At 51.2% G+C, this 23,940-nt stretch carries 21 protein-coding genes; 10 read left to right on the plus strand and 11 right to left on the minus strand.

What is annotated here, in order from left to right:
- Positions 1–5 precede the first annotated feature (5 nt).
- From U740_RS01500 to U740_RS01520, 5 genes are all read right to left on the minus strand, one after another.
- Positions 6–869, minus strand: coding sequence for a ThiF family adenylyltransferase (locus U740_RS01500; RefSeq protein ID WP_051921574.1), 864 nt, complete (start codon positions 867–869; stop codon positions 6–8).
- An 83-nt stretch (positions 870–952) separates the two neighbouring features.
- Positions 953–1,711, minus strand: coding sequence for a PEP-CTERM/exosortase system-associated acyltransferase (locus U740_RS01505; protein ID WP_036858581.1), 759 nt, complete (start codon positions 1,709–1,711; stop codon positions 953–955).
- A 262-nt stretch (positions 1,712–1,973) separates the two neighbouring features.
- Positions 1,974–2,456, minus strand: a complete 483-nt coding sequence (locus U740_RS01510) for a low molecular weight protein-tyrosine-phosphatase (protein ID WP_036858583.1) — start codon at positions 2,454–2,456, stop codon at positions 1,974–1,976.
- Positions 2,453–4,756: a hypothetical protein gene (locus U740_RS01515; protein WP_036858585.1), complete on the minus strand. Its 2,304-nt coding sequence runs from the start codon at positions 4,754–4,756 to the stop codon at positions 2,453–2,455. Before U740_RS01515 ends, U740_RS01510 begins: the two co-directional genes overlap by 4 nt.
- A 27-nt stretch (positions 4,757–4,783) precedes the next feature.
- Complete coding sequence (locus U740_RS01520; RefSeq protein WP_036858587.1) at positions 4,784–5,572, minus strand: S1 family peptidase; 789 nt, start codon at positions 5,570–5,572, stop codon at positions 4,784–4,786.
- On the opposite strand from U740_RS01520, the gene U740_RS01525 reads away from it, so the two are divergent.
- From U740_RS01525 to U740_RS01550, 6 genes are all read left to right on the plus strand, one after another.
- Positions 5,571–7,286 carry an acyl-CoA ligase (AMP-forming), exosortase A system-associated gene (locus tag U740_RS01525; protein WP_200877019.1) on the plus strand — a complete coding sequence of 572 codons (1,716 nt, stop codon included), beginning with the start codon at positions 5,571–5,573 and terminating at the stop codon, positions 7,284–7,286. The genes U740_RS01520 and U740_RS01525 overlap by 2 nt on opposite strands.
- A complete protein-coding gene (locus U740_RS01530) occupies positions 7,283–8,518 on the plus strand; it encodes a pyridoxal-dependent decarboxylase, exosortase A system-associated (RefSeq protein WP_200877020.1) in 1,236 nt (411 codons plus the stop codon). The genes U740_RS01525 and U740_RS01530 overlap by 4 nt, the downstream gene beginning before the upstream one ends.
- A 145-nt stretch (positions 8,519–8,663) precedes the next feature.
- Complete coding sequence (locus U740_RS01535; RefSeq protein ID WP_036858589.1) at positions 8,664–8,912, plus strand: acyl carrier protein; 249 nt, start codon at positions 8,664–8,666, stop codon at positions 8,910–8,912.
- Positions 8,912–9,754 carry a hydrolase 2, exosortase A system-associated gene (locus tag U740_RS01540; RefSeq protein WP_036858590.1) on the plus strand — a complete coding sequence of 281 codons (843 nt, stop codon included), beginning with the start codon at positions 8,912–8,914 and terminating at the stop codon, positions 9,752–9,754. Before U740_RS01535 ends, U740_RS01540 begins: the two co-directional genes overlap by 1 nt.
- Entirely contained in the window at positions 9,747–10,655 is a 909-nt protein-coding gene (locus U740_RS01545; protein ID WP_036858591.1) for a hydrolase 1, exosortase A system-associated, read from the plus strand. The genes U740_RS01540 and U740_RS01545 overlap by 8 nt, the downstream gene beginning before the upstream one ends.
- A 79-nt stretch (positions 10,656–10,734) precedes the next feature.
- Positions 10,735–12,600: an asparagine synthetase B family protein gene (locus tag U740_RS01550; RefSeq protein WP_200877021.1), complete on the plus strand. Its 1,866-nt coding sequence runs from the start codon at positions 10,735–10,737 to the stop codon at positions 12,598–12,600.
- Positions 12,601–12,744: 144 nt separating this feature from the next.
- Here the strand turns inward: U740_RS01550 and U740_RS01555 are convergent, their stop codons facing one another.
- Positions 12,745–13,788: an acyltransferase family protein gene (locus U740_RS01555; RefSeq protein ID WP_036858592.1), complete on the minus strand. Its 1,044-nt coding sequence runs from the start codon at positions 13,786–13,788 to the stop codon at positions 12,745–12,747.
- 351 nt (positions 13,789–14,139) lie between these two features.
- On the opposite strand from U740_RS01555, the gene U740_RS11760 reads away from it, so the two are divergent.
- On the plus strand, positions 14,140–14,985 hold the full coding sequence (locus U740_RS11760; RefSeq protein ID WP_051921115.1) for a hypothetical protein: 846 nt from the start codon (positions 14,140–14,142) through the stop codon (positions 14,983–14,985).
- Between the two features lie 28 nt (positions 14,986–15,013).
- On the opposite strand, the gene U740_RS01565 is transcribed toward U740_RS11760, so the two are convergent.
- The 4 genes from U740_RS01565 to U740_RS01580 are packed head-to-tail and all read right to left on the minus strand — an operon-like array spanning position 15,014 to position 19,511.
- Complete coding sequence (locus tag U740_RS01565) at positions 15,014–16,186, minus strand: hypothetical protein (RefSeq protein WP_036858593.1); 1,173 nt, start codon at positions 16,184–16,186, stop codon at positions 15,014–15,016.
- A 39-nt stretch (positions 16,187–16,225) separates the two neighbouring features.
- The gene (locus tag U740_RS01570) at positions 16,226–17,398 is read right to left on the minus strand and encodes a hypothetical protein (protein ID WP_152556767.1); all 1,173 of its coding nucleotides are present in this window, start codon (positions 17,396–17,398) and stop codon (positions 16,226–16,228) included.
- A gap of 17 nt (positions 17,399–17,415) precedes the next feature.
- A complete protein-coding gene (locus tag U740_RS01575; protein WP_036858595.1) occupies positions 17,416–18,465 on the minus strand; it encodes a sugar-transfer associated ATP-grasp domain-containing protein in 1,050 nt (349 codons plus the stop codon).
- A gap of 11 nt (positions 18,466–18,476) precedes the next feature.
- Complete coding sequence (locus tag U740_RS01580) at positions 18,477–19,511, minus strand: polysaccharide deacetylase family protein (protein WP_081890795.1); 1,035 nt, start codon at positions 19,509–19,511, stop codon at positions 18,477–18,479.
- Positions 19,512–19,678: 167 nt separating this feature from the next.
- On the opposite strand from U740_RS01580, the gene U740_RS01585 reads away from it, so the two are divergent.
- Positions 19,679–20,386, plus strand: coding sequence for a tetratricopeptide repeat protein (locus U740_RS01585; RefSeq protein WP_051921116.1), 708 nt, complete (start codon positions 19,679–19,681; stop codon positions 20,384–20,386).
- A 4-nt stretch (positions 20,387–20,390) separates the two neighbouring features.
- Here the strand turns inward: U740_RS01585 and U740_RS01590 are convergent, their stop codons facing one another.
- Positions 20,391–21,356 carry a polysaccharide deacetylase family protein gene (locus U740_RS01590; RefSeq protein ID WP_081890797.1) on the minus strand — a complete coding sequence of 322 codons (966 nt, stop codon included), beginning with the start codon at positions 21,354–21,356 and terminating at the stop codon, positions 20,391–20,393.
- A gap of 289 nt (positions 21,357–21,645) precedes the next feature.
- Between U740_RS01590 and U740_RS01595 the strand changes: the two genes are divergently transcribed.
- The gene (locus tag U740_RS01595; protein ID WP_036858597.1) at positions 21,646–23,085 is read left to right on the plus strand and encodes a lipopolysaccharide biosynthesis protein; all 1,440 of its coding nucleotides are present in this window, start codon (positions 21,646–21,648) and stop codon (positions 23,083–23,085) included.
- Between the two features lie 33 nt (positions 23,086–23,118).
- The gene (locus U740_RS01600) at positions 23,119–23,910 is read left to right on the plus strand and encodes a sulfotransferase (RefSeq protein WP_036858598.1); all 792 of its coding nucleotides are present in this window, start codon (positions 23,119–23,121) and stop codon (positions 23,908–23,910) included.
- Positions 23,911–23,940: the final 30 nt, after the last annotated feature.

A 23,940-nucleotide genomic window follows, 5' to 3' on the forward strand; every position in this document is an offset into this window, starting at 1 on the left:
AATCCTTACCGGATACCGAGCCTTTTTCTGGCAATGAATAAACCAAGTTTTTGTATCGGGTTGGCATTTCCCCAGGGTCGCCAGGTTGTTTTCAGGCAATTGCGGTAGGCATCAAAGTGAAGCCCGTAGGGGGCCGCAAGAATCTTCCCGCGGTTGAGTAGAACCTTGAGCGCATGGGTGGCGGCAACGCCTGCACAGAGTTCGCAGGCCATATTGGTTGACGGGCCTTTGTGGGCTGCCAGGTCGACCCTGCTATCATCCACCAGATAGGCAGACTGTAACATGGCAGGTGACAGTCCCAGCAAAAAATGCAGGAGCTGCTCGTTTTCTGACAACCCTTTCATTCTGAAGTATTGCTCGAAAGTCATTTTCCCCGGCATAAAGCAAAGCAGGGCAACCCCCATACCGAGAGGTGCCGCTGTAATAGCCGGGATACCCTTGTCGGCACATGCAGCGAATACTGCCTGCCTGATATTCAGAGCAAAAAAATCCAGCCCATCAACATAGAGGTCGACACCGGCGAGAAACTCGTCGAGGTTATTGAGAGCCACCCCCTCGGGAAAGGTCTTTATGTCGAGCTCGGGATTGATAGCCGCCGCCATCTCTGTCAGCACTTCAGCCTTGGCCCTTCCCAGGTTGGGAATGGTCGCTCCGACCTGACGATTAAAATTAGCCAACTCGAAGATATCCATATCAGCCACGTGGAAGCTGCCGACGCCCAGCCTGGCCAGGGAAAGCAGATGACTACCGCCTACACCACCCAATCCGGCAATAGCAATTCGCCTGGCGGAGAGCAGCAGCTGCTCAGCCTCTGTCACCCATCCCATATTGCGGGAAAATGCTGTTTGATAATCAAAGGCCTCTGCCAAACCTCGCTCCCCCGCCAAAACTCTATCTACTTATTATCTCTGACAACAGCTGTCCGGCCGAGGCAACAGGCTATAACTGTCGTCTACTGATTCACAACTGACGCCTGATAACCACTGTTCACCATAGGGTAAATCGCTTCATACAGCCCACGCAAATTGGGCAGCATTCCTTTAATTGCCTTATCAGTCGTTGAGAAATAGGGCGCTCTAAGTCCGTGATAATCAACCTCTCCTCCCACCTTTTCAAAGTCAATTCCGGACTTCGCCAACAAACGGGGCAGAAAGGGTTCCATCATCGCAAATGCCATGGTCATACCAGTGATTTCTGTAAGAGAAGTTGCCGCCAGGTATGCGGCCACCGAAATCAGGGAAAACGTACGGCGCTCATGAAATGAACAATCGATTGCATCCAGATCACCGAAACGGGTTCGCCCCTCCCCCGCACGCCGCCTGAAAGCTCCGTCAACAGCCAGCCTGGAAACCTCACAAATCGTCTCGCGATTGAGATGGAGGCTGTCGAGAAGCTTTCTGTCCAGCTTATCACCACAAAAAGCCTCCATCGGGAGATGTGAAATACCCTTATTGCCGGCAGGCACCAACCTCACACAGGCAGCACCCCTATTGGTTGCCTTGTGTCTCACCAGGCAGTGCAAGGAGATATCATCAAAGGCATCCCATTCTTTTTTGGCGGGGAAGCGGTCTATCGGTTCGTATTTGAATTCTTCGCAATAAACACGGTATCTGATGCTATACACTTCCGCTTTCTGCTCGGGAGTTGCAGCATATTCAACGGTGAAATAACGTTGAAAATCCTCGGCTATGGACAACATACTTTCGTTCATAATGCTTCCCTGTGACCCTTGTCAGATCAGCTCTTCATCCTGCAGCAAGCTCTCACTGGTACTTTCTCACTACACTACAGTAAAGCACAACATGCTCTTTCCAGCGAAAACCCGCTCCCCGCTTCTCCAATCACCGCAAAGTAAGCATGACTCATACGCCAGAACCAATAAATACAGATTACCCCCCCGAAGATTAACACCCATTATGTGAACTGTATCACTTTCCGGGCCCAGGAAAGACAACCTCTGTTAACGGCTCCACCTAACGAAGCACATTCCGGCGAAGTTCATCGATCAAGCCAGTTACTGCCGAGTCCAGCAGCTGGTAGGTATTTTCAAACCCCTTGACGCTGCCGTAAAAAGGGTCGGGGATTTCCGGTTGCTCAGTCTCCGGGCAAAAAGAGCGAATCAACGCCAGTTTGTACACGAACTCATCAGGGCACACCTGCAGCAGGTCCCGATAATTGTCCTGATCCATCGCCAGAATGTAATCAAATTTTTCAAAATCCTTGGCAACAACCCGCCTGGAACGGCCGCGTTTCAGTTTAACGCCAAACATACGGGCTACCTTTCTGGCCCGCTCGTCAGTTCTCTGGCCGGCCATACCGACGTGAGTCCCGGCAGAATCGACCTTGACCATGCGCTGCATGCCATGTGTCTTAAGTGCATGCACCAAAATTCCTTCCGCCAGAGGTGAGCGACAAATGTTATGTCGACAGACCATCAATATGGCCACCCCCCTCATAGGCGTGCCTCGTCTGGCTGGCCGACATCACCGCTTTCCGCTGGTCTCAGCAGGCTGGCAAAAATATACAGATAGAAAATCCAGCTCACTCTGGCGGAGTCCAGTGGTGAACCGAACAGACCAAAGACCGCGATAGCGATGACACCCACAGAAAATGCGACATACAGTGGCAATGTATTCTGTGGCAGGCATGGCACCAGTGCCGCAATGAGGCAGAGCAGCAAAAACAGCCCCAACCCGATCCAACCATTGTCATACCAGGACTGCACGTAAATATTTTTGATATGCCAGGGCAAATGCGCAAAATCATTGTAGAAAAACCAGTGATCAAGTCCTTCGGCAAACCCACCGTTGATGAGCAAATTTTCATTACCGGAACCAAATGTCACGTCGTCCAGTTCAACTACTGTGTCCCTGGAAAAGTTTTTCAGGTAGAGGGTCGTAGGCCAGCGTGCGAGCCGTGACCGCTTCCCCACATTGGCTGAATCCAGGGTGGTCGACACCGTTGTGAAATGATTGCCCGTGTCCTCAAAGCGTATGGAAGACGCGTGGCAGTTTGCCCGAAAATTACTGGCAAAAATCAGGTTTCTCTCACAGATAAACACCGCGAGGCGTGCTTTATCCGGCGCCCTGACCCGGAGCTGCACAGTGTATTCAGTGTCCGGCCGAACAGGAATTCGCTGACCAAAGGCGAGATCTTCACCGGGTCCAAGCCGAAGATACGCATTACCATCGTCGCTCTCGATGGAAAAGCTGCCGACAGCACTCACCTTTTCGGGAAAGAGGTAGGCATAGTCCGCCGGGAATGAGCCAACCCCGTTACCCAACAACCTCGCTCGCCAACTACCGGAACCCGCATCCACAACGTTTTGCCAATGACCCAACCGGGAGTCCAGGTCGCTGGCCACCGTGTCCATACGCTCGTTGAATTTATAACCACCCAGTGCCACCGCAAAAACGCCCGGCAACATCACCAATAGCACTACCGCCAGAAACTGATTGAAGTATGGCTGCGTCCGGAGCCGGACAAACAGAACTATCGCCAGTACATAAAACAGCAATTGTGCCAGACCAATGGTCAATGCGTGCTCGGCTGAACGGTCTACCCAACGGCTGTCAAAATGTGCACTGATGGCGACAAACAGAAAAAGACTGCCGGCAAGCACCCAGCAAACCACCCCCAGCGCTCTGTGTCGCTGCGCCAACCAGCCACCGACCAACGCAAAAACAGCCAGCCCGGCAAAGGCGGCAAGGGCATAGCTGCCACCGCGTGAAAATGACAACCAGGCTGCCAGTATCCCTACCACCAACGTGACGCTGATCAACAGAGAAGGGAAGCCACTCTGCCTGATTCCCGCGCGCCAGCGGCACACCATGGAAAGCACTGCATAGGCAACACAGCCAACAAGGAAGCTCACATAGGTTGCACGGGTAAATCCCACCGTGGCGCAATAGGCCAGTGCGCAAAATGCCACCAGCGCATAGATTTTCACCACCCGTCCGGAGCCATGAAAAATCCCGTACAGGGTCACCGGTAAAAGCAACAGCACAATGCCGTCAATCACCTCACCACCGGTGTGCATATCTGAAAAAATGCCGGTGGTTCGATAGGCCGATGCCAGATCAAGCAGCGAATTGACCACGTGATACCAGGCACTCCAGGACAACAGCACACCGAGCGTGCCCCGCTCCCAGAGCACTATCACCCCCAACACCAACGCTGCCGTACAGAACCCCGCCACCAGCCAGTTAACAGTCCGGTGGCGGGCACGGCTGAACACATTGAGCCAGAGAGGAGTCAGCAGTAGCGCCCAGAGCATGCCCCTGATCAGTTTGTAGCCATATTCCGGCAAATAATACGGGTTACCGGTAATACTCTCGGGTGGGAACAGGAACACACCCCAGGCGGAAAAACCGGCCAGTACAACCGCACAATAGGCTGCAATCAGCAGCAAAGCACCCTTGCGATGGGCCAGGCGCAGATCAAAACGTCCGGACAATAGTGCGAACGCTATTGTCGTCAGCATCAACAGATCCAGTTCATTGAACAGAAACCTGCCCGTATAGGTGGCAAGGTCCAGGCTGACCGTCGCAACCGGCAGCACCAGCAACCAGAGGCGTGGGACAAAAAACAGCAGCACCAGGTAAACCAGAGCGACGGCAATCGATATGTTCCCCACCAGCGGGAAAGACAGAAACGGACACAGTGCCAGTAGCAATAATGCCAGGCCTGCCAGTTTGCCAAAGATATTGAGGACGGGATTTGGCCCCGTATTTTTTATTGTCCGGTCAGAGGGCATCTCAGCGTTCCATTTAAATACTGTCGATCATTGGGCAGCCGCAGCAGCCTCAAGCAATGCATTGACATACGCTGAGGGGATGGCATAGCTGATGGCAGAGGGATTGTGCAGCATCGCTTCTTTTGATTCTTTGACAAACACACTATTGATCACGGCAACGACCCTGCCCGTCTCGACATCATAAACCGGGCTGCCGCTACTGCCCGGGTAGGCTGTTGCATCAAGCTGATAAACCTCAAAAGGCTGGCGGGCACGTTTGATTTGCGCGGCCGTCAGCGTGGCAGAGGACATGGCAGGCATCACGATAGGAGTTACTGCAGACACAATACCCCGATGCGTGACTGGCTGCAGCCCCAACACCAGCCCAATGGGGAACCCGGTAAAGGCAACCTCTTCACCCTCCCGGAGGGTGCGAGAACTCTCCACCACCAGCGGTGGAAGAGCGGGGCCGGCAATCTCCAGCAGCGCGAGGTCGTGGGCTTCATCTGTTCGAATCAGGTTAGCAGGGTAGACGCGGGAGGCTTTACCTTCACCGCTAAACACCGCCAGCAACTCTTTTTTTTCATTATCGAGTGGTTTCTGGATGACATGGAAATTGGTCACCACCTGTCGGCCATTACCCACCACAAAGCCGGTACCGCGAAAAGTCGGCAGTTGCCCCCGACCATCCGGGCCCTTGTTCGGGAAGACCGTGCCGATGCCGACCACACTGCCCCTGATCTTGTCGATGGTATCCGGTAACCCGGCCACGACCTGGCCGGCCGGCATCAGCGATAAACTGCACAGCAAAAACAGATAGCGTAGTAATAACCTCATGAGCTGGAATCCCCGACCACCCGTATTGAACTTTGGCCACAGGTTACGTGCATTTGATAAAAATCGCTATAATCCGGCATCTTCCGATAAACCGGGACAACTCAACGAACGGATTGCGGCCACCATGTCAGACCTTCTTCACCAACTCATCAGTCATCAGTCCATGCAGACACCTGGTGCGATGGCGCTGTATTTCAAGGATCGTCAATTCAGTTACCGTGAGTTGCAACAGCAGATCGACGCTGTCTCATGCGGCCTGCTATGTGCAGGCCTGAATCGCGGAGAACGGGTCGCAACCTATCTGCCAAAAGTGCCGGAAAATGTCTTCGGTCTGTTTGGTGCCGCCCACGCCGGAGGGGTGTTTGTCCCGGTCAATCCACTGCTCAAGGCCAACCAGGTGGCCTACATTCTGCGCGACTGCAATGTCCGGATACTGATCACCTCGGCACAACGGCTGGAGCAATTGGCTGCGGTACTAGAGGAGTGCCCCGATCTGCGGACTGTGGCGGTTATCGACGACAAACCCCGACCACCATCAGTAGCAGCAACGCATTATGCCCTGCTCGGTTGGGACAATTTCCTCAGCAGTCAGAACGGCCAACCGCCCCACCCACATATCGACAGCGACATGGTGTCCATCCTCTATACCTCGGGCAGCACCGGTAACCCGAAAGGCGTCGTACTCTCCCATAAAAACATGGTCACCGGCGCCAGAAGCGTTGCGACTTATTTAAATAATCACCCAGATGACCGGCTGCTGGCGGCCCTCCCCTTCAGTTTCGATTACGGACTCAGCCAACTCACCACCGCATTCTCGGTGGGCGCCTCGGTCGCCCTGATGGATTACCTGCTGCCCCGGGACATTATCCGCAGCATTCAGCGCTATAACATCACCGGCCTGGCGGCTGTCCCGCCACTGTGGAACCAGCTGGCGCAGCTGGAATGGCCCGAGGAAACTGCTCGCTCACTGCGCTATATCACCAATAGCGGCGGTGCCATGCCGGGGGCCACCACCAACAGACTGAGAGCTGCCCTGCCCGATACAAAGGTTTTTTTGATGTATGGACTCACCGAAGCATTCCGGTCCACTTTTCTGCCACCGGAGCAAATCGATCAACGCCCCGACTCAATTGGCAAGGCGATTCCCAACGCCGAGGTTCTGGTAGTTCGCCCGGACGGCACACCCTGCAACGCCGGGGAACCGGGCGAGCTTGTCCACCGCGGTTCACTGGTGGCCATGGGCTACTGGAACGACCCGCAGAAAACCGCTGAGCGTTTCAAACCAAGCCCCGGCCAGCCCACCGGCATCCCCCTGCCGGAAACCGCAGTATGGTCGGGCGATCAGGTGCGCAGGGACGAGGAGGGTTATCTGTATTTCATCAGCCGACTGGATGAAATGATCAAAACCTCCGGTTATCGGGTGAGCCCCTCAGAGGTCGAAGAGGTCGTCTACAACCTTCAGGGTATCAGTCAGGCTACCGCTCTCGGGCTGCCTCATCCAATGCTGGGGCAGGCCATTTTGCTGGTGATAACAACACATGGCACAGTAACGGCATCAGAAGTCCTCCAGCACTGTAAAAAGGAGCTGCCCAATTTCATGGTGCCCCAGCAAATCGTTATCCTTGAGCAAATGCCTCATAATCAAAATGGCAAAATAGACCGAAAGCATCTTGCCACTGAATACCGCGACCTTTTCAAGGAGCCTCAGGCGTGAAAAAAGCATTACCGGAACATGTACCGATGGACCAGTTCAAGGTGATAGACAACTGCCTTCAGGTGGGTCATGTAGCTGTGGACAGACTTGCCGAGCGGGTGGGTCAAACACCCTTTTATGCCTATGACCGACAGCTCATGACAGATAGGGTAGCCGCACTGAGAGGCCAGTTCCCTGAAGATATCCATTTACACTACGCCATCAAATCCAACCCGATGCCTGCCGTTGTTCAACACCTGGCGGGACTGACTGACGGACTTGATGTGGCGTCCCTGAAAGAACTTCGCGTGGCACTGGATACGGGCACCAGCCCACGCAATATCAGCTTTGCCGGACCGGGCAAAAGCGATGCCGAATTGAAAGCGGCGGCAGCGGCGGGCATTATTATCAATCTTGAATCCGCCGGGGAAATGGAACGGCTGGCGACCATCTGCAACCAGAGCGGGCACCGGGCCAATGTCGCGGTGAGAGTTAACCCCGACTTTGAACTGAAAACCTCCGGCATGAAGATGGCCGGCGGCCCGAAACCGTTCGGCATTGATGCTGAAGAAGTTCCCGCTGTGCTGAAGCGGCTTGGGCAACTCGACCTCGCCTTCCAGGGCTTCCACATTTTCAGTGGCTCACAGAACCTGCGACCGGACGCCATCATCGAGGCTCAGACAAACACCTTTGCTCTGGCACTGAAACTGGCCGATCACGCCCCGTCGCCTGTCCAGTGGCTGAATATCGGCGGCGGCTTTGGCATTCCCTACTTCCCGGGAGAACAACGACTCGACCTCGGCCCTGTGGCGGATAATCTTGCTACCCTTCTGGCCCGCCACAGGGCCGATCTGCCGGAAGCAGAAATTGTTGTTGAGCTGGGCCGCTACCTGGTGGGTGAAGCCGGCGTCTACGTCTGCGAAGTCATCGACCTGAAAAAATCCAGGGGTGAAACCTATGCGGTGACCAATGGCGGGCTGCACCATCATCTCGCCGCATCGGGCAACTTCGGTCAGGTGATCAGAAAAAACTACCCGGTCTGCATTGGCAACCGGGTAACAGGCGATCCGCTGACAGCGGTAAATGTGGTAGGGCCGCTGTGCACCCCACTGGATATACTCGGGGACAAATACGCACTGCCGCCCGTTCAGATAGGCGATCTGATTGTGGTTTTTCAATCTGGCGCCTATGGCTATACCGCCAGCCCGCACCACTTTCTAAGCCACCCTGAGCCGGTTGAGGTCCTGGTCTGATCGCCCGACCAACATCGACTACAGCTTCGGGTGATAAAAAATCTGCACAACCTGTCACACCACTACTCAATTCCGTACTGAGCTGGCAGAATGCTATCCGGCAGGCTGAACGCCCTGGATTCATGACAAAAATGGAACACCCTCTATGAGTTTGCAAGCGGACATCATTCAAATTATCAATGACGTACTTATGCTCGACGGACAAACCACTGAGTTTGACAGTGACACCGGCCTGCTGGGATCCATACCGGAATTTGACTCTATCGCTGTGGTCTCGCTGGTGACTGCGCTGGAGGAAGAATTCGGCTGTGCTTTCGACGATGACGAACTCAATGCCGATGTGTTCGCCACCATCGGCAGTCTCACAAAAGTCGTCGAGCAAAAGCTGGACTGATGACTCCTTCCTGCAGGCTCGAACCCGCGTATATCGCCGGGGGCAGAGGCAAACTGTTCTCGCTCCACTGCGCACCTGAAGCTCGAAATGACCGTGCAGAATGCGTGATTGTCGCCCCCTCCTTTGCCGAGGAAATGAACCGTTGTCGCTATATGCAAACTATGCTGGCGCAGCAACTTGTCGGCCACGGCATCGCTCTGCTATCCGTTGATCCCTTTGGGACCGGCGACAGCCAGGGCGAGTTTGTAGAAGCCGACTGGCAACAGTGGATCAGGGATATCATCACCGCAGCAGACTATGCCGGGCAGCTCGGCTACCGATCTGTCACCCTGCTGGGTATCCGCCTCGGTGCGCTGCTGGCAGCCGCCGCCGCACCCGAGGTGAAAAACCTGCAACGGCTGGTCTTCTGGCAACCGGTCAGCAACGGCAAGATCGCTCTCAATCAGTTTCTGCGCATCAAGATTGCCGCTGCCATTGGCCGCGACGAGGACGGCGGCACCACTGCCCAGTTTGAAGAACAACTCAACCGGGGGAACAGCATTCAGGTGGCCGGCTATGATGTGTCTCCCGCGCTTTTCAGGGGAGTCCAGGCTGCCCATTTCGACCAATACCTGTCACCTGTCACCGCACCGATCAGCTGGTTTACGGTACTGGCCAGTGAAGAGCGGAGCACCCCCCGCGCCGATTTGAAAACCATCGAACAATGGCGCTCCGAGGGAAAACAGATTGAACATCTGACCAGTATAGGCCCCGCCTTCTGGCAGGCTCACGAACGGACCCTGGCACCCAATCTGGTGAACGAGACCATCAGTCATCTGACCGGGGCACCCCAACATGAATGAGCACGCCGTTGTTTTCCCCTGTGAAGAGGATGCTCTGTTGGGCATCGTTCACGCGCCGGACCAGGCTGGAACCACCGGCGTGGTAATCATTGTGGCCGGCGGCCCTCAATACCGGGTAGGCGCCCACCGCCAGTTTGTTGTGCTGGGCAGGGAACTGGCTCGACAGGGCATTCCGGTATTGCGCTTCGATCATCGGGGAACCGGTGACAGCAACGGCTCTTTTCGCGGCTTCCTCGACATGGATGCCGATATCCGGAGTGCCATCGACACGCTCTTCAAACAATGTGGCAACCTGAAGCGCGTGATGCTCTGGGGCGAGTGTGAGTCCGCCTCGGCCGCCGCTTTTTACGCCTACAGGGATCCCAGGGTGGCGGGAATTTTTATGGTCAATCCCTGGATAAGAACAGAGGCGGGGCAAGCCAAAACCTACCTCAAACACTACTACTGGAACCGGCTGAGAGATCCCCGTTTCTGGCAAAAAATCCGGGCCGGCCAGTTCTCCCTGATGCGCTCCCTGAAAGCCTGGCTACAATTGCTCAGGCATATCGCCAAAAGCAACGGCGACTCGAAAAAAATATCAGACGCAGAAGAGTTGACGTCGCTACCATTGCCCGAACGATTAACCAGGAGTCTGCAACGCTTTCCGGGAAAGACGTATATTCTGACCAGTGGCAACGACTATATTGCTCAGGAGTTCAAAGATTTCACGTATAGCTCAGCTATCTGGAAAAGCTCGGGGCTGCAGGAAAAAATCTTTTTTAATGACATGGCCGATGCCGATCATACCTTTTCCCGGACGGTCTGGCGTACGGAACTGTTCGAGCAAACAGCGCAATGGCTGAAAAACCATTTGACCGATCAGCCCGATCAAAAATCTCCGAACACCAACAACAACCACTGACCGACCACTGAATAATGGTTGCTACTGCCATCCTGCCAAACCCGAATGAATGGACCGCAAACAAAATGGAGCCCACGCCATGACCACCAGCAATCTGCCGCCACTGCTCAACCACTACCTGGCGGGTTGGTCCTGTTCTGCAGCAACAGCATTTAGCTCAGAAAATGCGCTGGGCAGAATGGTGACAGCGGCCAATAGCTCACTGCCAAATAATTCAGTCGAAAACAGCACATCGGCCTGTGCCAGCAGCGATGAGCTTTACCAAACAGATAACGGGTCCAGTTTTGCCATGATTGGACAACCGCAGTGGACCGAGGAACACCTGGCCAACAAAGCCCGCGAGGAGGGCCATGGCGCAGCACTGGCAATGGCCCACGCTGAATACGGCAGCCGCTTTTTACAAGTATTAAGGGGCCCGTTCGCCTTCGCGGTTATCGATACCTCGACGGATACGGTAATGCTGGGTACCGACCGGATGGGCCGTTACCCGCTTTATTACACCGAGATCGATCACGGACTGGTTTTCGGCTCTTCGGCATCCATTGTACTTGCCAATACAACCCCGACTGACGAGGCAGCACAGGCGGCATTGCAAGCCCAGGGCCTATATGACTACGTCTATTTTCATATGGTACCCAGCCCACATTCGATATTTGGTGGACTAAAAAAATTACCCGCCGGACACCTGCTGCTTTGCTCGGAAAACCAGTGTGTTGTCAGCAACTACTTCCGACCCGTGTTCAGGGAGCAATCGCAGGATTCATTCACCAGCCTGGGGGCAGAACTCAAGACACAATTAAAAAGTGCCGTTGAGCATTGCATTGAGCCCGATGTGACAGTGGGAGCATTTCTCAGTGGTGGACTAGACAGCTCCTCAGTCGCCGGCATGCTGGCTGAAATCTGTCCGAATAATGCCCATGCATTTTCGATCGGCTTTTCAGCCAAGGGTTACGATGAGATGGCCTACGCGCGCCTCACGGCAAAACACTTCGGCATCCAGCTCCACGAATACTATGTCACGCCGGAAGATGTGGTGAAGGCCCTGCCAATGGTCGCCGCCAGTTATGACGAACCGTTCGGCAACTCCTCTGCCCTGCCCGCTTACTTCTGCGCGAAACTGGCCGCCGAAAACGGTATCCAGTGCCTGCTTGCCGGCGACGGTGGCGACGAGCTGTTTGGTGGCAACGAACGTTATATCAAGCAACGGGTATTTGAAAACTACCAGAAATTTCCCGCAGGACTGCGGCACACGTTCATTGAACCGCTCATCAATGCCCTGCCCAATGCCATACCACTGGCCGGCAAGGCAAAAAGCTATCTCCAGCAGGCCAATATCCCGCTACCCGATCGCCTGCAAAGTTATAACTTCCTGCACCGCCATGCCGCGAATGATATTTTCAACGATGAATTTCTGGCGACAGTCGACACCCAAGCGCCGCTCCAGTTACTGAGAGAAACTTACCATCGGGCGACTGACGCCAGCACGCTCAATAAAATGCTGTATCTGGACTGGCAATACACCCTGGCGGATAACGACCTCAGAAAGGTCAGTCACATGTGTGAACTGGCTGGCGTGGATGTCGCTTATCCCATGCTGGATGACGGTCTGATTGACCTGTCATGTCGGGTACCCAGTGACTGGAAGATCAAAGGCAACGACCTGCGCCATTTTTACAAGGCCGCACTGAAGGGTTGGCTGCACGACGACACCATCAACAAGAAAAAACAGGGATTCGGCTTGCCGTTTGGGGTATGGATGGAAACCCATAAACCGCTTCAGGAAATGGCCTATGACCATCTACTGAACCTGAAAAAACGCCAGTTTTTCAAACCCACGTTTATTGACCAGACCATAGACCTGCACAGAAATCAGCATGCTGCCTATTACGGGGAACTGATCTGGATTCTGATGGTGCTGGAAATGTGGTTGGTCCAACACCAATAAAAAACCAACCGCTGGCTCAGTGCTAACCCCTCGATAAACAGCTTAGCTAGCCGACCTTTATACTGAAATTTTCTGAAAAAGTGATCAACGGCCTCTCACTTGTCGGTAGAGAGTGAGTATGGCTTGGGGGAAATATTCAAGCCGTTAACAACCTATCAAATATCGACTCTGCCTGCCGACAATACGCCGGACTACAGTAATGGCCAACAGTGATGCCAACACAATCGCTACTGTAAAAAACGTGTATGCAACAATATTTCCAGGAAACTTACCATCGAAATCCGAGAGGAAGGTAACCAATATTTTTGTACCAGATAAAAAATAACCGTGCAGAAAGAAAATCCCGAAACTAAAAACCGCAATATTATTCACAAGACGCTGGGCCACACCAAACTGCCGATCGAGAAAGTAAAGAATCACCGGCGCGCTAAGCACCTTGAAAAGAAAAATATAATAGGGTGTAAGATGGTAATTGAGTACCTCGAGAACAAAAAATAAAGCTGCCATCAGCCCTAATGGAATCCAACACCGACCGACCAGCGCCATACTCTGCGTATAAAAACGAGATATAAACATTCCCAGCATATAGGGCGACAAGAGGTACACTGCCTTTGATAGCTGACCGAAATAAGGAGAAAGCTCCAAGTACATCAAAAGTCCATCTCGTCCCAAAAATGCAGAAAGCAGCAATAACGGAGGAAGTGCCAGATAGAATACAGGCCGATGATCAAGCGCAATCAGCACTGGCGCCAATAGAAAAATAACCATAATCATCGGGATGTACCAGAATGGCGCCAAATGCTTGCCCGTGACGATAAACAAAAATGCCTGAGACGCAGACGGAAGCTCATAAAAACCTGCAGGCATTGCCTGCTCGTAAAAAGTCATTGAGGCAACAAGCGCAGGAATTGAACAAACGAGATAGGGAAGAAATACGTTTTTAAGTTTTTTCAGATAATAGCTTTTCGTCGAATACATCACACTCAGGTGTTGAAATAGATACCCCGCAATAAAAGCAAACCAGATCGTCGACTGGTTGAAGAGCGTATCCAATATCACAAACGTATAAGAATCTGCCGGCCAGTAAAAGTTATGCAGAGCATGTGCACCAACTACCCCCAGAATGGCAAAGGCCCTGAAATTATGCACATCCTGCTGAAACGCCGGCTTTTCGTCTTTACGAGTCATATCCTGTGCCCTAGATTCAAATAGCTAGTAGTTCGACTGCCGACCGGTAGTGAATGGTATTTCGCCAACGGAAAACAAGAGTGGTTATTAGGTGGAAGTAAACACTAAAGCCACAGAACGAAAAAGGCAAAAGGTATAAATCCCCTTATCGCAAAAAAACCACCTTGAGCATAGTCCTCACGCACACTAGCGGTACATGACAGTAAAACTTTCCTTAGCGATGGTCTACACGACTTCGTATACTTGTTGGCAAGAGCTGCTCATTGGTGCTTCTTTCTCATGATAGTATCGTGATCATTAGTCTGTGCGGCACTTTATCCGCGTCAGCAACCACAAGACAGGTTGATCCGGATGACCGACATTTCACCCCAGTCCTATTATCAGCTGGCCATTGTTTCTGGTGCTGTATCTGGTCATGGTTATGCAGCGCTACCACCAGAACTGTTAGCAGCGGAACAGTCAGTTGCCCGACAAAATCCAGCTGCAGCCCTAACTCTGAACAGGAGCCTTTGTCGTAACTTATTGAAAGAATTTACCTTGGCTGATGCCTGCTGGGTTTTTCCTGAAAAATTCCATTTTCTGTACGAGCAACAACTGCAGCGGATAGAGAATCTGCTCACCGATAAGCCAGATAGCTATTTTTCTTTCGATAACGACCCTTTTCGCAAGGACCTTGCCATTCTGTGCCACCGCCTTATTCCCTGTGGGGCCGAGTTTGCAACGCCCTTCTCCGGCATTTCCCGGAGCCTAATATTTAAGGGCGGCTTACGACAAACCGCTAAGTTCATTCAGGTGATTGCCCGTTGTCGCGGTATCAAACCTTTTCTCGAGCTGCATATGCATCCACATTACACCACAGCCTTTAATCCTGAGGGTTGGATAGAAACCTATGAAAATCTGGCAGACTTGCTGGCTGCTAACCCGTCCTTGCTTGGGTTCCAGAGTACCAGCTGGTTTCTGGATCCTGCGCTTGTGGAGGTAAGTCCGCATCTATCCTACCTCAGGGAGGTACCCGAACGCTGTGGTGCAACAATACTCTATGCTGGAGAGGATGACTGCGATTACTCCGGAGCATTTGCAACATCGCAGACCCGTCGTGACCTATATACGTCCGGCCACTATAAACCCCGTCTCTTTACCCGTATCTGGCCACGCCAACTACTCATCCAGCGAAGTTGGCGATTGCTCCCTCATTGATGTCAATGAACCGTGAAATAACTTGGCTCTAAAGGTCATAATTTTCCGTATTAATCGGAACCACTCTTAAATTTAACCACTTTGGTTTCATAATGCGTCGGTAAGCTCTCTTTAATACTCCGTTTAGAAAACACTTATCGATCAGCGGACCTATTTTACTTCTCTCATATTTCAAATAATATTTTTTCAGTTTTTTGTAGAATTCAATATTCCCTGTCTCATCAGCCAGAAGGAGCAAATCAATTACAGAGGTTTTTAATGAATCAGAAGTAGGCTGCAGTTTTTTTAATTGACTCATCTGAAGTTTTGGTAACGATTTGACATCACCATTTAAAAGAAATAATGCTGCCATGGTTCGTATACACTTGGAACATTGCCCACAATTTTTATCAATGCTTTTCCAGCATACCTGAAGATTTTCAGCTACATTGGGGAATTCCAGAATTGTTTTTGTCTTCAGGGTACGACTGCACCCGGAACCGTGATGGACTACTTTGGTTGACTCCGTACTCCACATCGGGTCAGTTAGTGGGTGAGAGCCCCAGGGAAAGAGATTGTCATACGTATGTGATGAAGCGACATAAAGACGCTTCATACCCAGATTACCACCTGCAGAAGAAATCAATAGTCCATGGGCAAAGCTCCAGCCAATCTCTTTTTTTTCTGTCCAGTCCCGGGCATTGGTATCCACTGGAATCAGTTCTTTTCCATTACTCTCAGCAAACGTTGTCTGGTTCTCAATGCGGCGATTCCAGGCTGAATCATCATCGCCCATATCAAAACCGCGCAGCATAATAAGATGAGTGATTTCATCACGCTTGGCGATAAGGGTATAGGAGCTATCAACCCCCGCAGAAAAGAAACTTCCAGTATGAGTGAACTGCTTATCGCGATTGCTCAGCTCACAGTTCAATGCGATTTTTTTAAGCTTTGGATTCCACTTGGAATATATCGTTTGTAATTCACTGAGCTGATCATAAAACATCCGGGACACAGCCACACCTGTATCAACCTCTATATCCCGCCGGGAAACCATGGCCTCCAAAAGAGAAATACCGATAAACCACTCAGCATTTATGTATAAGGGAAATTTATCTGGAACTTTAAAAAAAATTAAATCGCCATCAACATCAGCAGATAAAATATTAAACCCATCTTCCTGATTTACTCTTATATTACTTATGAGCAATTTTTTGTTCATTTGAAAAGCTCCTGAAAAAATTCTATAAGAACAATGCAGCTACCATAAGTAAGGAAACTTCTGCTCTGTTCGCCATCTTATGTCCTCTGGCATGAACTTCTTTGTCAAAGACCAGAGAACTGAAAGAACACGAACAAAAAATATATTCAAGCCATATTTTTTTATTAGTGCACTTTTTATTTCAAGATCAAGATTGCTTTTATCAGCACTTGAAAATAATCCGATCATTGAACCCAGTCGTATTTTTTTATAGAAAATGAAATTAAAATTATTTTTTAATAATGCCATTTTATCGATGCTTTCCAGGGCAAGCTGCGTCCTTCTGCATTTAAAGCAATAACCACAGTTTTTTATGGGAATAGTTTTTTCTATACATACATATATTTCATCGCTGAACAGGTCTCTGGATGAAATAAACTCAAGTTTTTCTATTCTTCCAGCCTCATCCCCGATGGAGAAAAAACGGATCCTCTCGGTATTGAGTAATGGCAGGAGATAGGGGTCCATAATTGACATGTCGTAGTGCTCGAACACCCCCAGGTCTTCAGGCGCATAGCTGGAAGAATAATCATATCTGGAAATACCCTGCTGCAATAACAGCGCACAGGCAATGTTGCCTATCACATCACGCTGCTGAAAACGCTCTCTGAAAATACGGTCAATATTGCTATCGACGGCTATCAGGGGTTTATCCAGGGTGCGCAAGGCACTTTCTGCTACAGCAAACCTTTGCGCAAAAACTTCTTCAACGTTGTATTTACCATGCTGCCCTGTATTCGCGAACAAATAATAAGCATACGGCGTACCATTTTCCGCAGCCTGCAGGGCTGTGTACCAACTATCCACTCCACCACTGAATCCCGTAGCTGAAGCTTCCGCTGACTGTTGCCAGGATGCCTCCGGATTGAGTACGTCAATATCAATCTCATGCAAACGGGGACATAACGCGAGAAACATTTTTTGTATATCTTGTGTCACAGCATCAGCTAGCTGCCTGGACACCTTGCCCTCGACCCTGAGATCCAGACCCCGCTCCATGGCAAGCCAGGTATAGAGAATAAAAAAAGCATCCACTGATTCAGTGTCGATCATGGGCTGAAATTGCTTGTCCAGCTCAAACCAGATGGGCTCACAGCCCTCCACGACAGCCTCCACACGTATTTTCTGACTTGTCTGGGTTAAGGTGCTCCCTTTCAAACATATTTCCGTCATTTACACACCTTTCCCTGTTATACAGTTAACGCGTTGCGTGAGGGCAGCCTTGTATAGGCAAACCCGCTGTAATCGGGATAAATATTCAATTCAAGAATAACCGGCCCTGCCACAGAAAAGGCAATATCAACGCCTGCGAATCTGATTCCGGGGAAAACATGCAGTGAGTTTTTTGCCAGCTCGACCGCCTCCGTGAACATGGGCATCCGGGTCCCGGCCAATCTTGTCATACTGTCCGGGTGTTCCTGGTAAAACACCCACGGTTTGTATTTCGTGAATCCCACTTTAGCGATTCCGGTGACCACATCAATGGGAAACACGAAAGCACCCGAGGTGGCATTATCAACAATAGCCCCCGTGCGACCCGCCCTTAAAAAGGCCAGCAGACAATCGACAGTCCCGTCGCATTTTTTGAGCACGCCTATCCGGAGGGTATTAACGCTGGATTGGTTGATTGCTGCATAATCCGGGTGTTGCTCAAGGTATTTTTCGATCAGTACACCACCCGCTTCTGTTTTATCGATACTTGAAACAAAGCTGTCTGTCTCCAGCCAGGCTCCGGTTTCAAGATCTTTGACCTGCCCCGCTGAATGATACTCGATCGCCCGAAAACCCTGACCGCCCCAGGATTCAATCAGCTTGAAACAGATTCTTGTTTTATCCTGCTGTTTTTCCAGCAGGGCCTTCAGGTCGGCTGCTGTCCTCAGCGACGAACCATCAGCGGCCAAACCGTCTACAGAGTCATAATGACCGAGCAACTCCGGGGTCGGTTGTCCATAGGCCATCAGTACCGCTTTTTCTATCACCTTGTTTTGTGAACTCTTGTGGTAAAGGCGGTTATTGAGCCGGTAAACCTGTCTTTTATAACCAGCCGTGCTCAGATAGCCCAGCACGTCGCGGAGAGGAAAGTCCTGCCTGTACATTTGCGCCAACAGGTAAAAGCCCGGACCCAGGCGGGAACGGATAAACAACAGGAGCATTTCCGTCAGCTGTCGTACAATACTTTTATTGCCCGGTTGCGCTGATAGCGCCCGAATAGTATTGAAGTATTTTTTTATTTTTTCCATTGCTCTTCAAATCATCCTGTTTTCAGCCATTTGAAAAAAGATCGCTTCAGCTCAAGCAAACCGGACAGTTCCGCCTCAAACTCCAGGTCTGAAACATGTTCACCATCCAGAATTCGTGGCAGCGCATAAATCTCGGCACCCCTGCCGGCCAAACCCGACGCAGTGGTTGTGGCTGAGGCAATACCCAGCTTTTTCAGGTCTGCCCAGATTGCCCGGTCATACACGCCACTGGGGTAACAGAAATGTTGCAGTGGCTGTTCTGTCAGAGGCTCCAGTCGCGCACGATTATCCTCTATCTCCTCTTCAACACAGAAGTGTCCCGCTTTTGTGATTCGGTGACGATGGGTATGCAGCTGAATATCCAGACCGCGCCGGGACATTTCCTGCACCTGTGGGGGCGTGGCAAGGTGAAACCACTTTTCTGAGCAAATCAGTTCCCGGTCAAAACCTAGTTGATCTGCTACCTGCCAGAGAAAAGCCTGCCGCTCATCTTCACCGGGCAACTGTTCGAGATGGCACTGCAGTGTTGTGGCAAGGTCTGACCGCTGGTCACTTTCTGCCAGGTCATAAACCTGGTCACCGGGGATGCCGAGATCGGCAAGATATACTCTCGCCAGGTCTGTCCTTGAGACCAGATAATGCAGTACGACATTCGCCACCGGCCACTGTTTTTCACTGTAGTAAGTGGTGACATACAGGGTTGCGGGGAATTGTTGCTTTTCCAGCTCGGGGAGCATATGCAGGTAAGTGCCATACCAGCCATCATCAATGGTCAGCACCACCGTATTGGCTGGTAGTGTATTGTTTTTTCGACGGGTCAATGCCTCAGTCAGGCTCAATACCGGATAGCCAAGCGCCCGGATTTTCTCCATTCTTGCGGCAAATTTACCGGCACTCATAAAAAGATAATTGCCATAATGGCCCTGGCCCAGCCAGATTCCATGGTAAGCAAGTATTCGCAAATCACCGGCTGTCATCCGGCGGCACAGGGCAAACAGCCCCGTATACTTCGCCAAATGAAATATCCACTGTTTCATTTCTGACATTTACCCTGCACTCTGGCAGTATTAGCAGTCAAAGTGACTGTCGGCCGGATTACTGACAAAAACCTTTTTACAGGCAGAGGTGCCGTATAATTAATGCGCACTTTATCACCTACTGGAAGCTTACACTCGCGGGTGTTTAGCTTGCTATGGCTCTTTACAGGTTTCCCATGCACAAGTTGACGAAAGTAACGTTGCCCCACTGTTTTGCTCTATCCCTGTTTTCGGTGTTTTTGCTATACAGCACATCAGTTTTTGCAGCGCCTGTCGGCCATGCTCCCTGGGTAGGCGATACGCTCAAAGGCGCACCCTGTGAGGGCGGTCTGGAAAATTTTGGCCCGTTTGACTACTTATTGCGCAACCAGTTACCAGGGCAGCTCAACATTGTCGAAAAGCATCACTTTAATCAGGAAGTAGAACAGCTGATCAAGGGACAAACCAGTGTCTCGCCTCTTGGGGATATCGGTTACACCCTGAGGGCCTGGCCAAACCATCACCGGGCCCTGTACAGCGCTATTCGCTACCGCATCAATACATGGCCTGATGGCCATCCATCACGCTACACTCCGGCAGAGTGCTATCTACAGCGGGCCATTAAGTTCAGCCCCAATGATGCAACTACCCACATGTTGTACGGTATTCTCCTTCACCAGACCGGCCATCAGCAAAAGGCACTTGAGCTGTATGAAAAGGCCATTGAGCTTGACCCCCACAATCCACAGATTCAGTACAACCTGGCGCTCTTGCTGGTGGATCTCAAAAAATATCCCGAAGCCAGAACCTATGCCACCAGTCTCTACAAAAGGGGATTCCCGCTTCCCGGCCTCAGAGACAAACTGAAAGCAGCCGGGCAGTGGTCGTCGGGCGACAATCAGTAAACCCTCAAGCCGGGTTCCTGAACATTGCCAGTAAACGCACCATAAATCGCAATGGCGTCTGATCCCAGGGGGTAAATCTCGGCATCTGCCAACGATCGCTTGACCCGCTGACAACTCCCCACTGGGTGGAGACCGCGCCTTCAAAACCGATGGATTTTACAAAATCGCGATGCTCCAACCGGTAGTCGATCTCTGGCCGACCATTGGGGTAGGCAAAATAGCGAACCGGTTTGTCCACCAATGTTTCCAGTGCATTTTTTGAGGCCTGAATTTCCTGCCTGGCATCGGCAAGTTTTAGCATGGCCAGGATGGGATGTGTCCTGGTGTGAGCGCCAATCTCGATACCGGCATCGCTCAACTGCTTCACCTGATCATTGGTCAGCATCATATTTTCCGGCAAGGGCCCCACCATACACTCAATAACACGAATAGCCTCGGCGCGCTTTTCCGGTGGCCAATGCTTGATTTCACGAATAATCTGACCCGCTGCCTGTCTGCGGTGGTGGAAATCGGCCAGATCGTAGGTGGCAAGACCCAGCGATCGCAGATCAAACTCGTCACTCTCGGCAATTCGTAATGCCTCGATCACCGCGTCGTTCCACATCAGGCCACCATTGAGGAAGCCCGTGGAAATAAATACGGTGGCGGGTATGCTCCAACGTTGCAGTACCGGTAACGCACATTCTGCGTTGTTGGCATACCCGTCGTCGAAGGTCACGCAAACAGCTCTTTCCGGCAGATCATTGTTGTCCAGCCTGGCAATGGCATCAGACAGCGACAGCGGATTGAAGTAGCGGGCGAGCAGCTCCATATGCCAATCGAACGTCGCCACTGTCGGCTCGGAACTGCGCATGTAATCACGTTCAGGCAACACGCGGTGGTAGGTGAGAATGCAAACCCGCTGTTTATTTTTTGTCTGCAGCACAAGGGGCAGTGTTCTGGCAACTGCGCTGTACAGCAGATGGTTCATTTATCAATCCTCGGACGTTTGCTCGAAGCCAAGGATTCTGACAGTGTGCGAGGCCGCTAACAACTGTCGGAATTTTTTACGTTTTTCGCCTAAACCACAGCGGACAGAAGGGTTGTCAGGATGTTTTACATCTTTTCAGAACACCGGCCTGATTGAAGCGCTGATCAGGCCAACCCGGTAAGGACAAAGAATATCTTATTTGCCGGAGTGTTCTTCAGGCAGTCGAATATAAGATAGACTTGCAGTCCGTTACAAAATTGCCTGCCAAACCCAGAGTTTATTCGACCTGATGACTATCACCACTCGCACAGCCATTGGATTCAGTATCACCGGCAGGTATCTGACGCTCTCCTTTCAGTTTGTCTCAACCATGATCCTGGCCCGGCTGCTGACGCCGGAAGAGATTGGTATTTTCAGTGCAGGCTTTGCCATTGTGGCGCTGGCCCAACTGTTTCGCGACTTTGGCCTGAATCAGTACATTATTCAGGAAAAAGAATTGAATGAGACGAAAATCAGAACAACCTTCACGCTCAACCTGTTGATGTCCTGGACGCTGGGGACTTTGCTGTTTTTCGCGGCGGGCCTGATAGCCGATTTTTTTCAGGAAGAAGGTATAGAAACGCTGATCAGAATTCTCTCCTTCAACTTTTTTATTATCCCTTTTGGCACTATCACCCTGGCATTGCTGCGCAAGAAAATGCGCTTTCATATCACTGCAGCTATTGGCCTGACCGCAACCCTGTTGGGCATCTGCGTGTCCCTGGCAACGGCCTACACCGGTTCCGGCTATCTCTGTCTCGCCTATGGCGCGATCACCGAGACCTCCAGCATTGTACTTCTGTCAGTTTTCTTTCGGCCCAGGGACGTGAGTCTTATCCCCACCCTGGAAGGTGCCAAAAATATATTCAGGTTCGGCTCCATTGTCGGCGCGGGCAACATCATCAACCAGTTTGCTACCAGTATCACTGATGCCCTGATCGCCCGCATGCTTGGGCTCGCGCAGCTGGGCTACTTTTCCCGGGCCTTTGGTACTTTTTCACTGTTCGATCATATATTTGTCAGCAGCATTCGCGGGGTCATACTGCCGCTTTTCTCCCGGGACAACATTCACACAGGCAAGCTGAGGGAGAGTTATCTCAAGGCTGTCACTTACTCCTATATTTTTGCCTGGCCCTTTTTTACCTTCCTTTTTCTCTACACGGAAGAAACCATAAGGGTGCTGTATGGCACGCAGTGGGATGCCGCCATTCCGCTGGTAAAAATCCTCTGCCTGGCGGGTGTACTGCTGCCGTCATTTCTGTTTGCCGACAATCTGTTCATTGCCTATGGCAGACCGGGAATTACACTGAAGATCAAGGTCATTTCAAATATTGCAAAAATCATAATGGTGGGTGGTGCCTGCTTTGTAGGACTGAAAGCGGTCTGCCTGGCACTGGTAGGATTTTTTATTGTCAGGTTTATGGCCTGCCAGTTTTATGCCAACCAGGTATTTGGCATCGGCATGATAGATGCCGCAAAACCTGCCATGCAGGGTTTGATGCCATTGATTTTCACAATATCACCAACACTGGCTGTAAACTCCTTGATGCAGGGGCATATCGAAAGCATTTATGTTCATTTTGCCCTGTTGATGGCAGTGGCATTTGTGGGCTGGATCGTTGGTCTCAGGCTTTCCAGGCATGCCTTTTACAATGAAATAACCAGCTTCGCCGGAAAGGGCAGGATATGACAACCATAATCAAGTTCCTGAACAGGAGTCACTGTGTCTATTTATAATCAATTGCGGCTCAGAACCCGCAAGGTATTGCCCCGGCGATTTCATTGTTACTGTATCGGTGCCGCCAAGACCGGTACAACGTCCATCTCCTCCATGTTTAAGGCCCATTTTGATTCAGCCCACGAGCCAGCCATTTCAGAGACCAATCATCAAATCATCAACTATTTAAAAAATGAAATGACGGCTGAAGAGGTTCAGTCCTTTATTGAAAAACGGGACAGAAAACTGAACCTTGAAATGGAATCTACCCATTCATTAATTTACATAGCAAAGGAAGTCGTCGGCCTGTTTCCCGACGCAAAATATTTAGTCACCGTCAGGGAGCCACTGAGCTGGATCAGGTCCAGAATCAACTTTCATTTCAAAAAACATCCGCCGGAATGGGAGGAATATCGCCAGTATTTCTGGATGGACAAAACCCGGGGGTATGATCCGGAAGAGGCCCTTCTCGAGGCCAACCAGCTGGCTTCCCTGGATGCCTATCTGTCCCAATATAATGAACACTATCTGCTGGCAAAGCAGCATCTTCCGGAGGCTGCCAGCCTTTACATCAGAACAGATAACCTGTCTCGGGAATCTGGAGAAATTGCCCGGTTTTTAAACATCAATGCACGAGATATCAATACCTCACACGCCAACTCCGAACCCGAAAAAGCCTCTTTTATAGAGGGCATTGATGAGCACTATCTGACAAGAAAGGTATGGGGCCACTGCGAGGATCTAATCAGGGAGTATTTCCCTGAACGCGTTCCCTTTTATTTGGATGAAATACAATAAAGTCTGTTCATAGCAACCAATCTCAAACGG

Source organism: Porticoccus hydrocarbonoclasticus MCTG13d (assembly GCF_000744735.1).
GTDB lineage: Bacteria > Pseudomonadota > Gammaproteobacteria > Pseudomonadales > Porticoccaceae > Porticoccus > Porticoccus hydrocarbonoclasticus.

Bases quoted from the DNA above. Each gene is read 5' to 3' on its own strand.
- U740_RS01505 (WP_036858581.1), bottom strand. From the start codon at position 1,711: ATGAACGAAAGTATGTTGTCCATAGCCGAGGATTTTCAACGTTATTTC.
- U740_RS01510 (WP_036858583.1), bottom strand. From the start codon at position 2,456: ATGAGGGGGGTGGCCATATTGATGGTCTGTCGACATAACATTTGTCGC.
- U740_RS01515 (WP_036858585.1), bottom strand. From the start codon at position 4,756: ATGCCCTCTGACCGGACAATAAAAAATACGGGGCCAAATCCCGTCCTC.
- U740_RS01525 (WP_200877019.1), top strand. From the start codon at position 5,571: ATGAGCTGGAATCCCCGACCACCCGTATTGAACTTTGGCCACAGGTTA.
- U740_RS01520 (WP_036858587.1), bottom strand. From the start codon at position 5,572: ATGAGGTTATTACTACGCTATCTGTTTTTGCTGTGCAGTTTATCGCTG.
- U740_RS01535 (WP_036858589.1), top strand. From the start codon at position 8,664: ATGAGTTTGCAAGCGGACATCATTCAAATTATCAATGACGTACTTATG.
- U740_RS01540 (WP_036858590.1), top strand. From the start codon at position 8,912: ATGACTCCTTCCTGCAGGCTCGAACCCGCGTATATCGCCGGGGGCAGA.
- U740_RS01545 (WP_036858591.1), top strand. From the start codon at position 9,747: ATGAATGAGCACGCCGTTGTTTTCCCCTGTGAAGAGGATGCTCTGTTG.
- U740_RS01550 (WP_200877021.1), top strand. From the start codon at position 10,735: ATGACCACCAGCAATCTGCCGCCACTGCTCAACCACTACCTGGCGGGT.
- U740_RS01555 (WP_036858592.1), bottom strand. From the start codon at position 13,788: ATGACTCGTAAAGACGAAAAGCCGGCGTTTCAGCAGGATGTGCATAAT.
- U740_RS11760 (WP_051921115.1), top strand. From the start codon at position 14,140: ATGACCGACATTTCACCCCAGTCCTATTATCAGCTGGCCATTGTTTCT.
- U740_RS01565 (WP_036858593.1), bottom strand. From the start codon at position 16,186: ATGAACAAAAAATTGCTCATAAGTAATATAAGAGTAAATCAGGAAGAT.
- U740_RS01570 (WP_152556767.1), bottom strand. From the start codon at position 17,398: ATGACGGAAATATGTTTGAAAGGGAGCACCTTAACCCAGACAAGTCAG.
- U740_RS01575 (WP_036858595.1), bottom strand. From the start codon at position 18,465: ATGGAAAAAATAAAAAAATACTTCAATACTATTCGGGCGCTATCAGCG.
- U740_RS01580 (WP_081890795.1), bottom strand. From the start codon at position 19,511: ATGTCAGAAATGAAACAGTGGATATTTCATTTGGCGAAGTATACGGGG.
- U740_RS01585 (WP_051921116.1), top strand. From the start codon at position 19,679: ATGCACAAGTTGACGAAAGTAACGTTGCCCCACTGTTTTGCTCTATCC.
- U740_RS01590 (WP_081890797.1), bottom strand. From the start codon at position 21,356: ATGAACCATCTGCTGTACAGCGCAGTTGCCAGAACACTGCCCCTTGTG.
- U740_RS01595 (WP_036858597.1), top strand. From the start codon at position 21,646: ATGACTATCACCACTCGCACAGCCATTGGATTCAGTATCACCGGCAGG.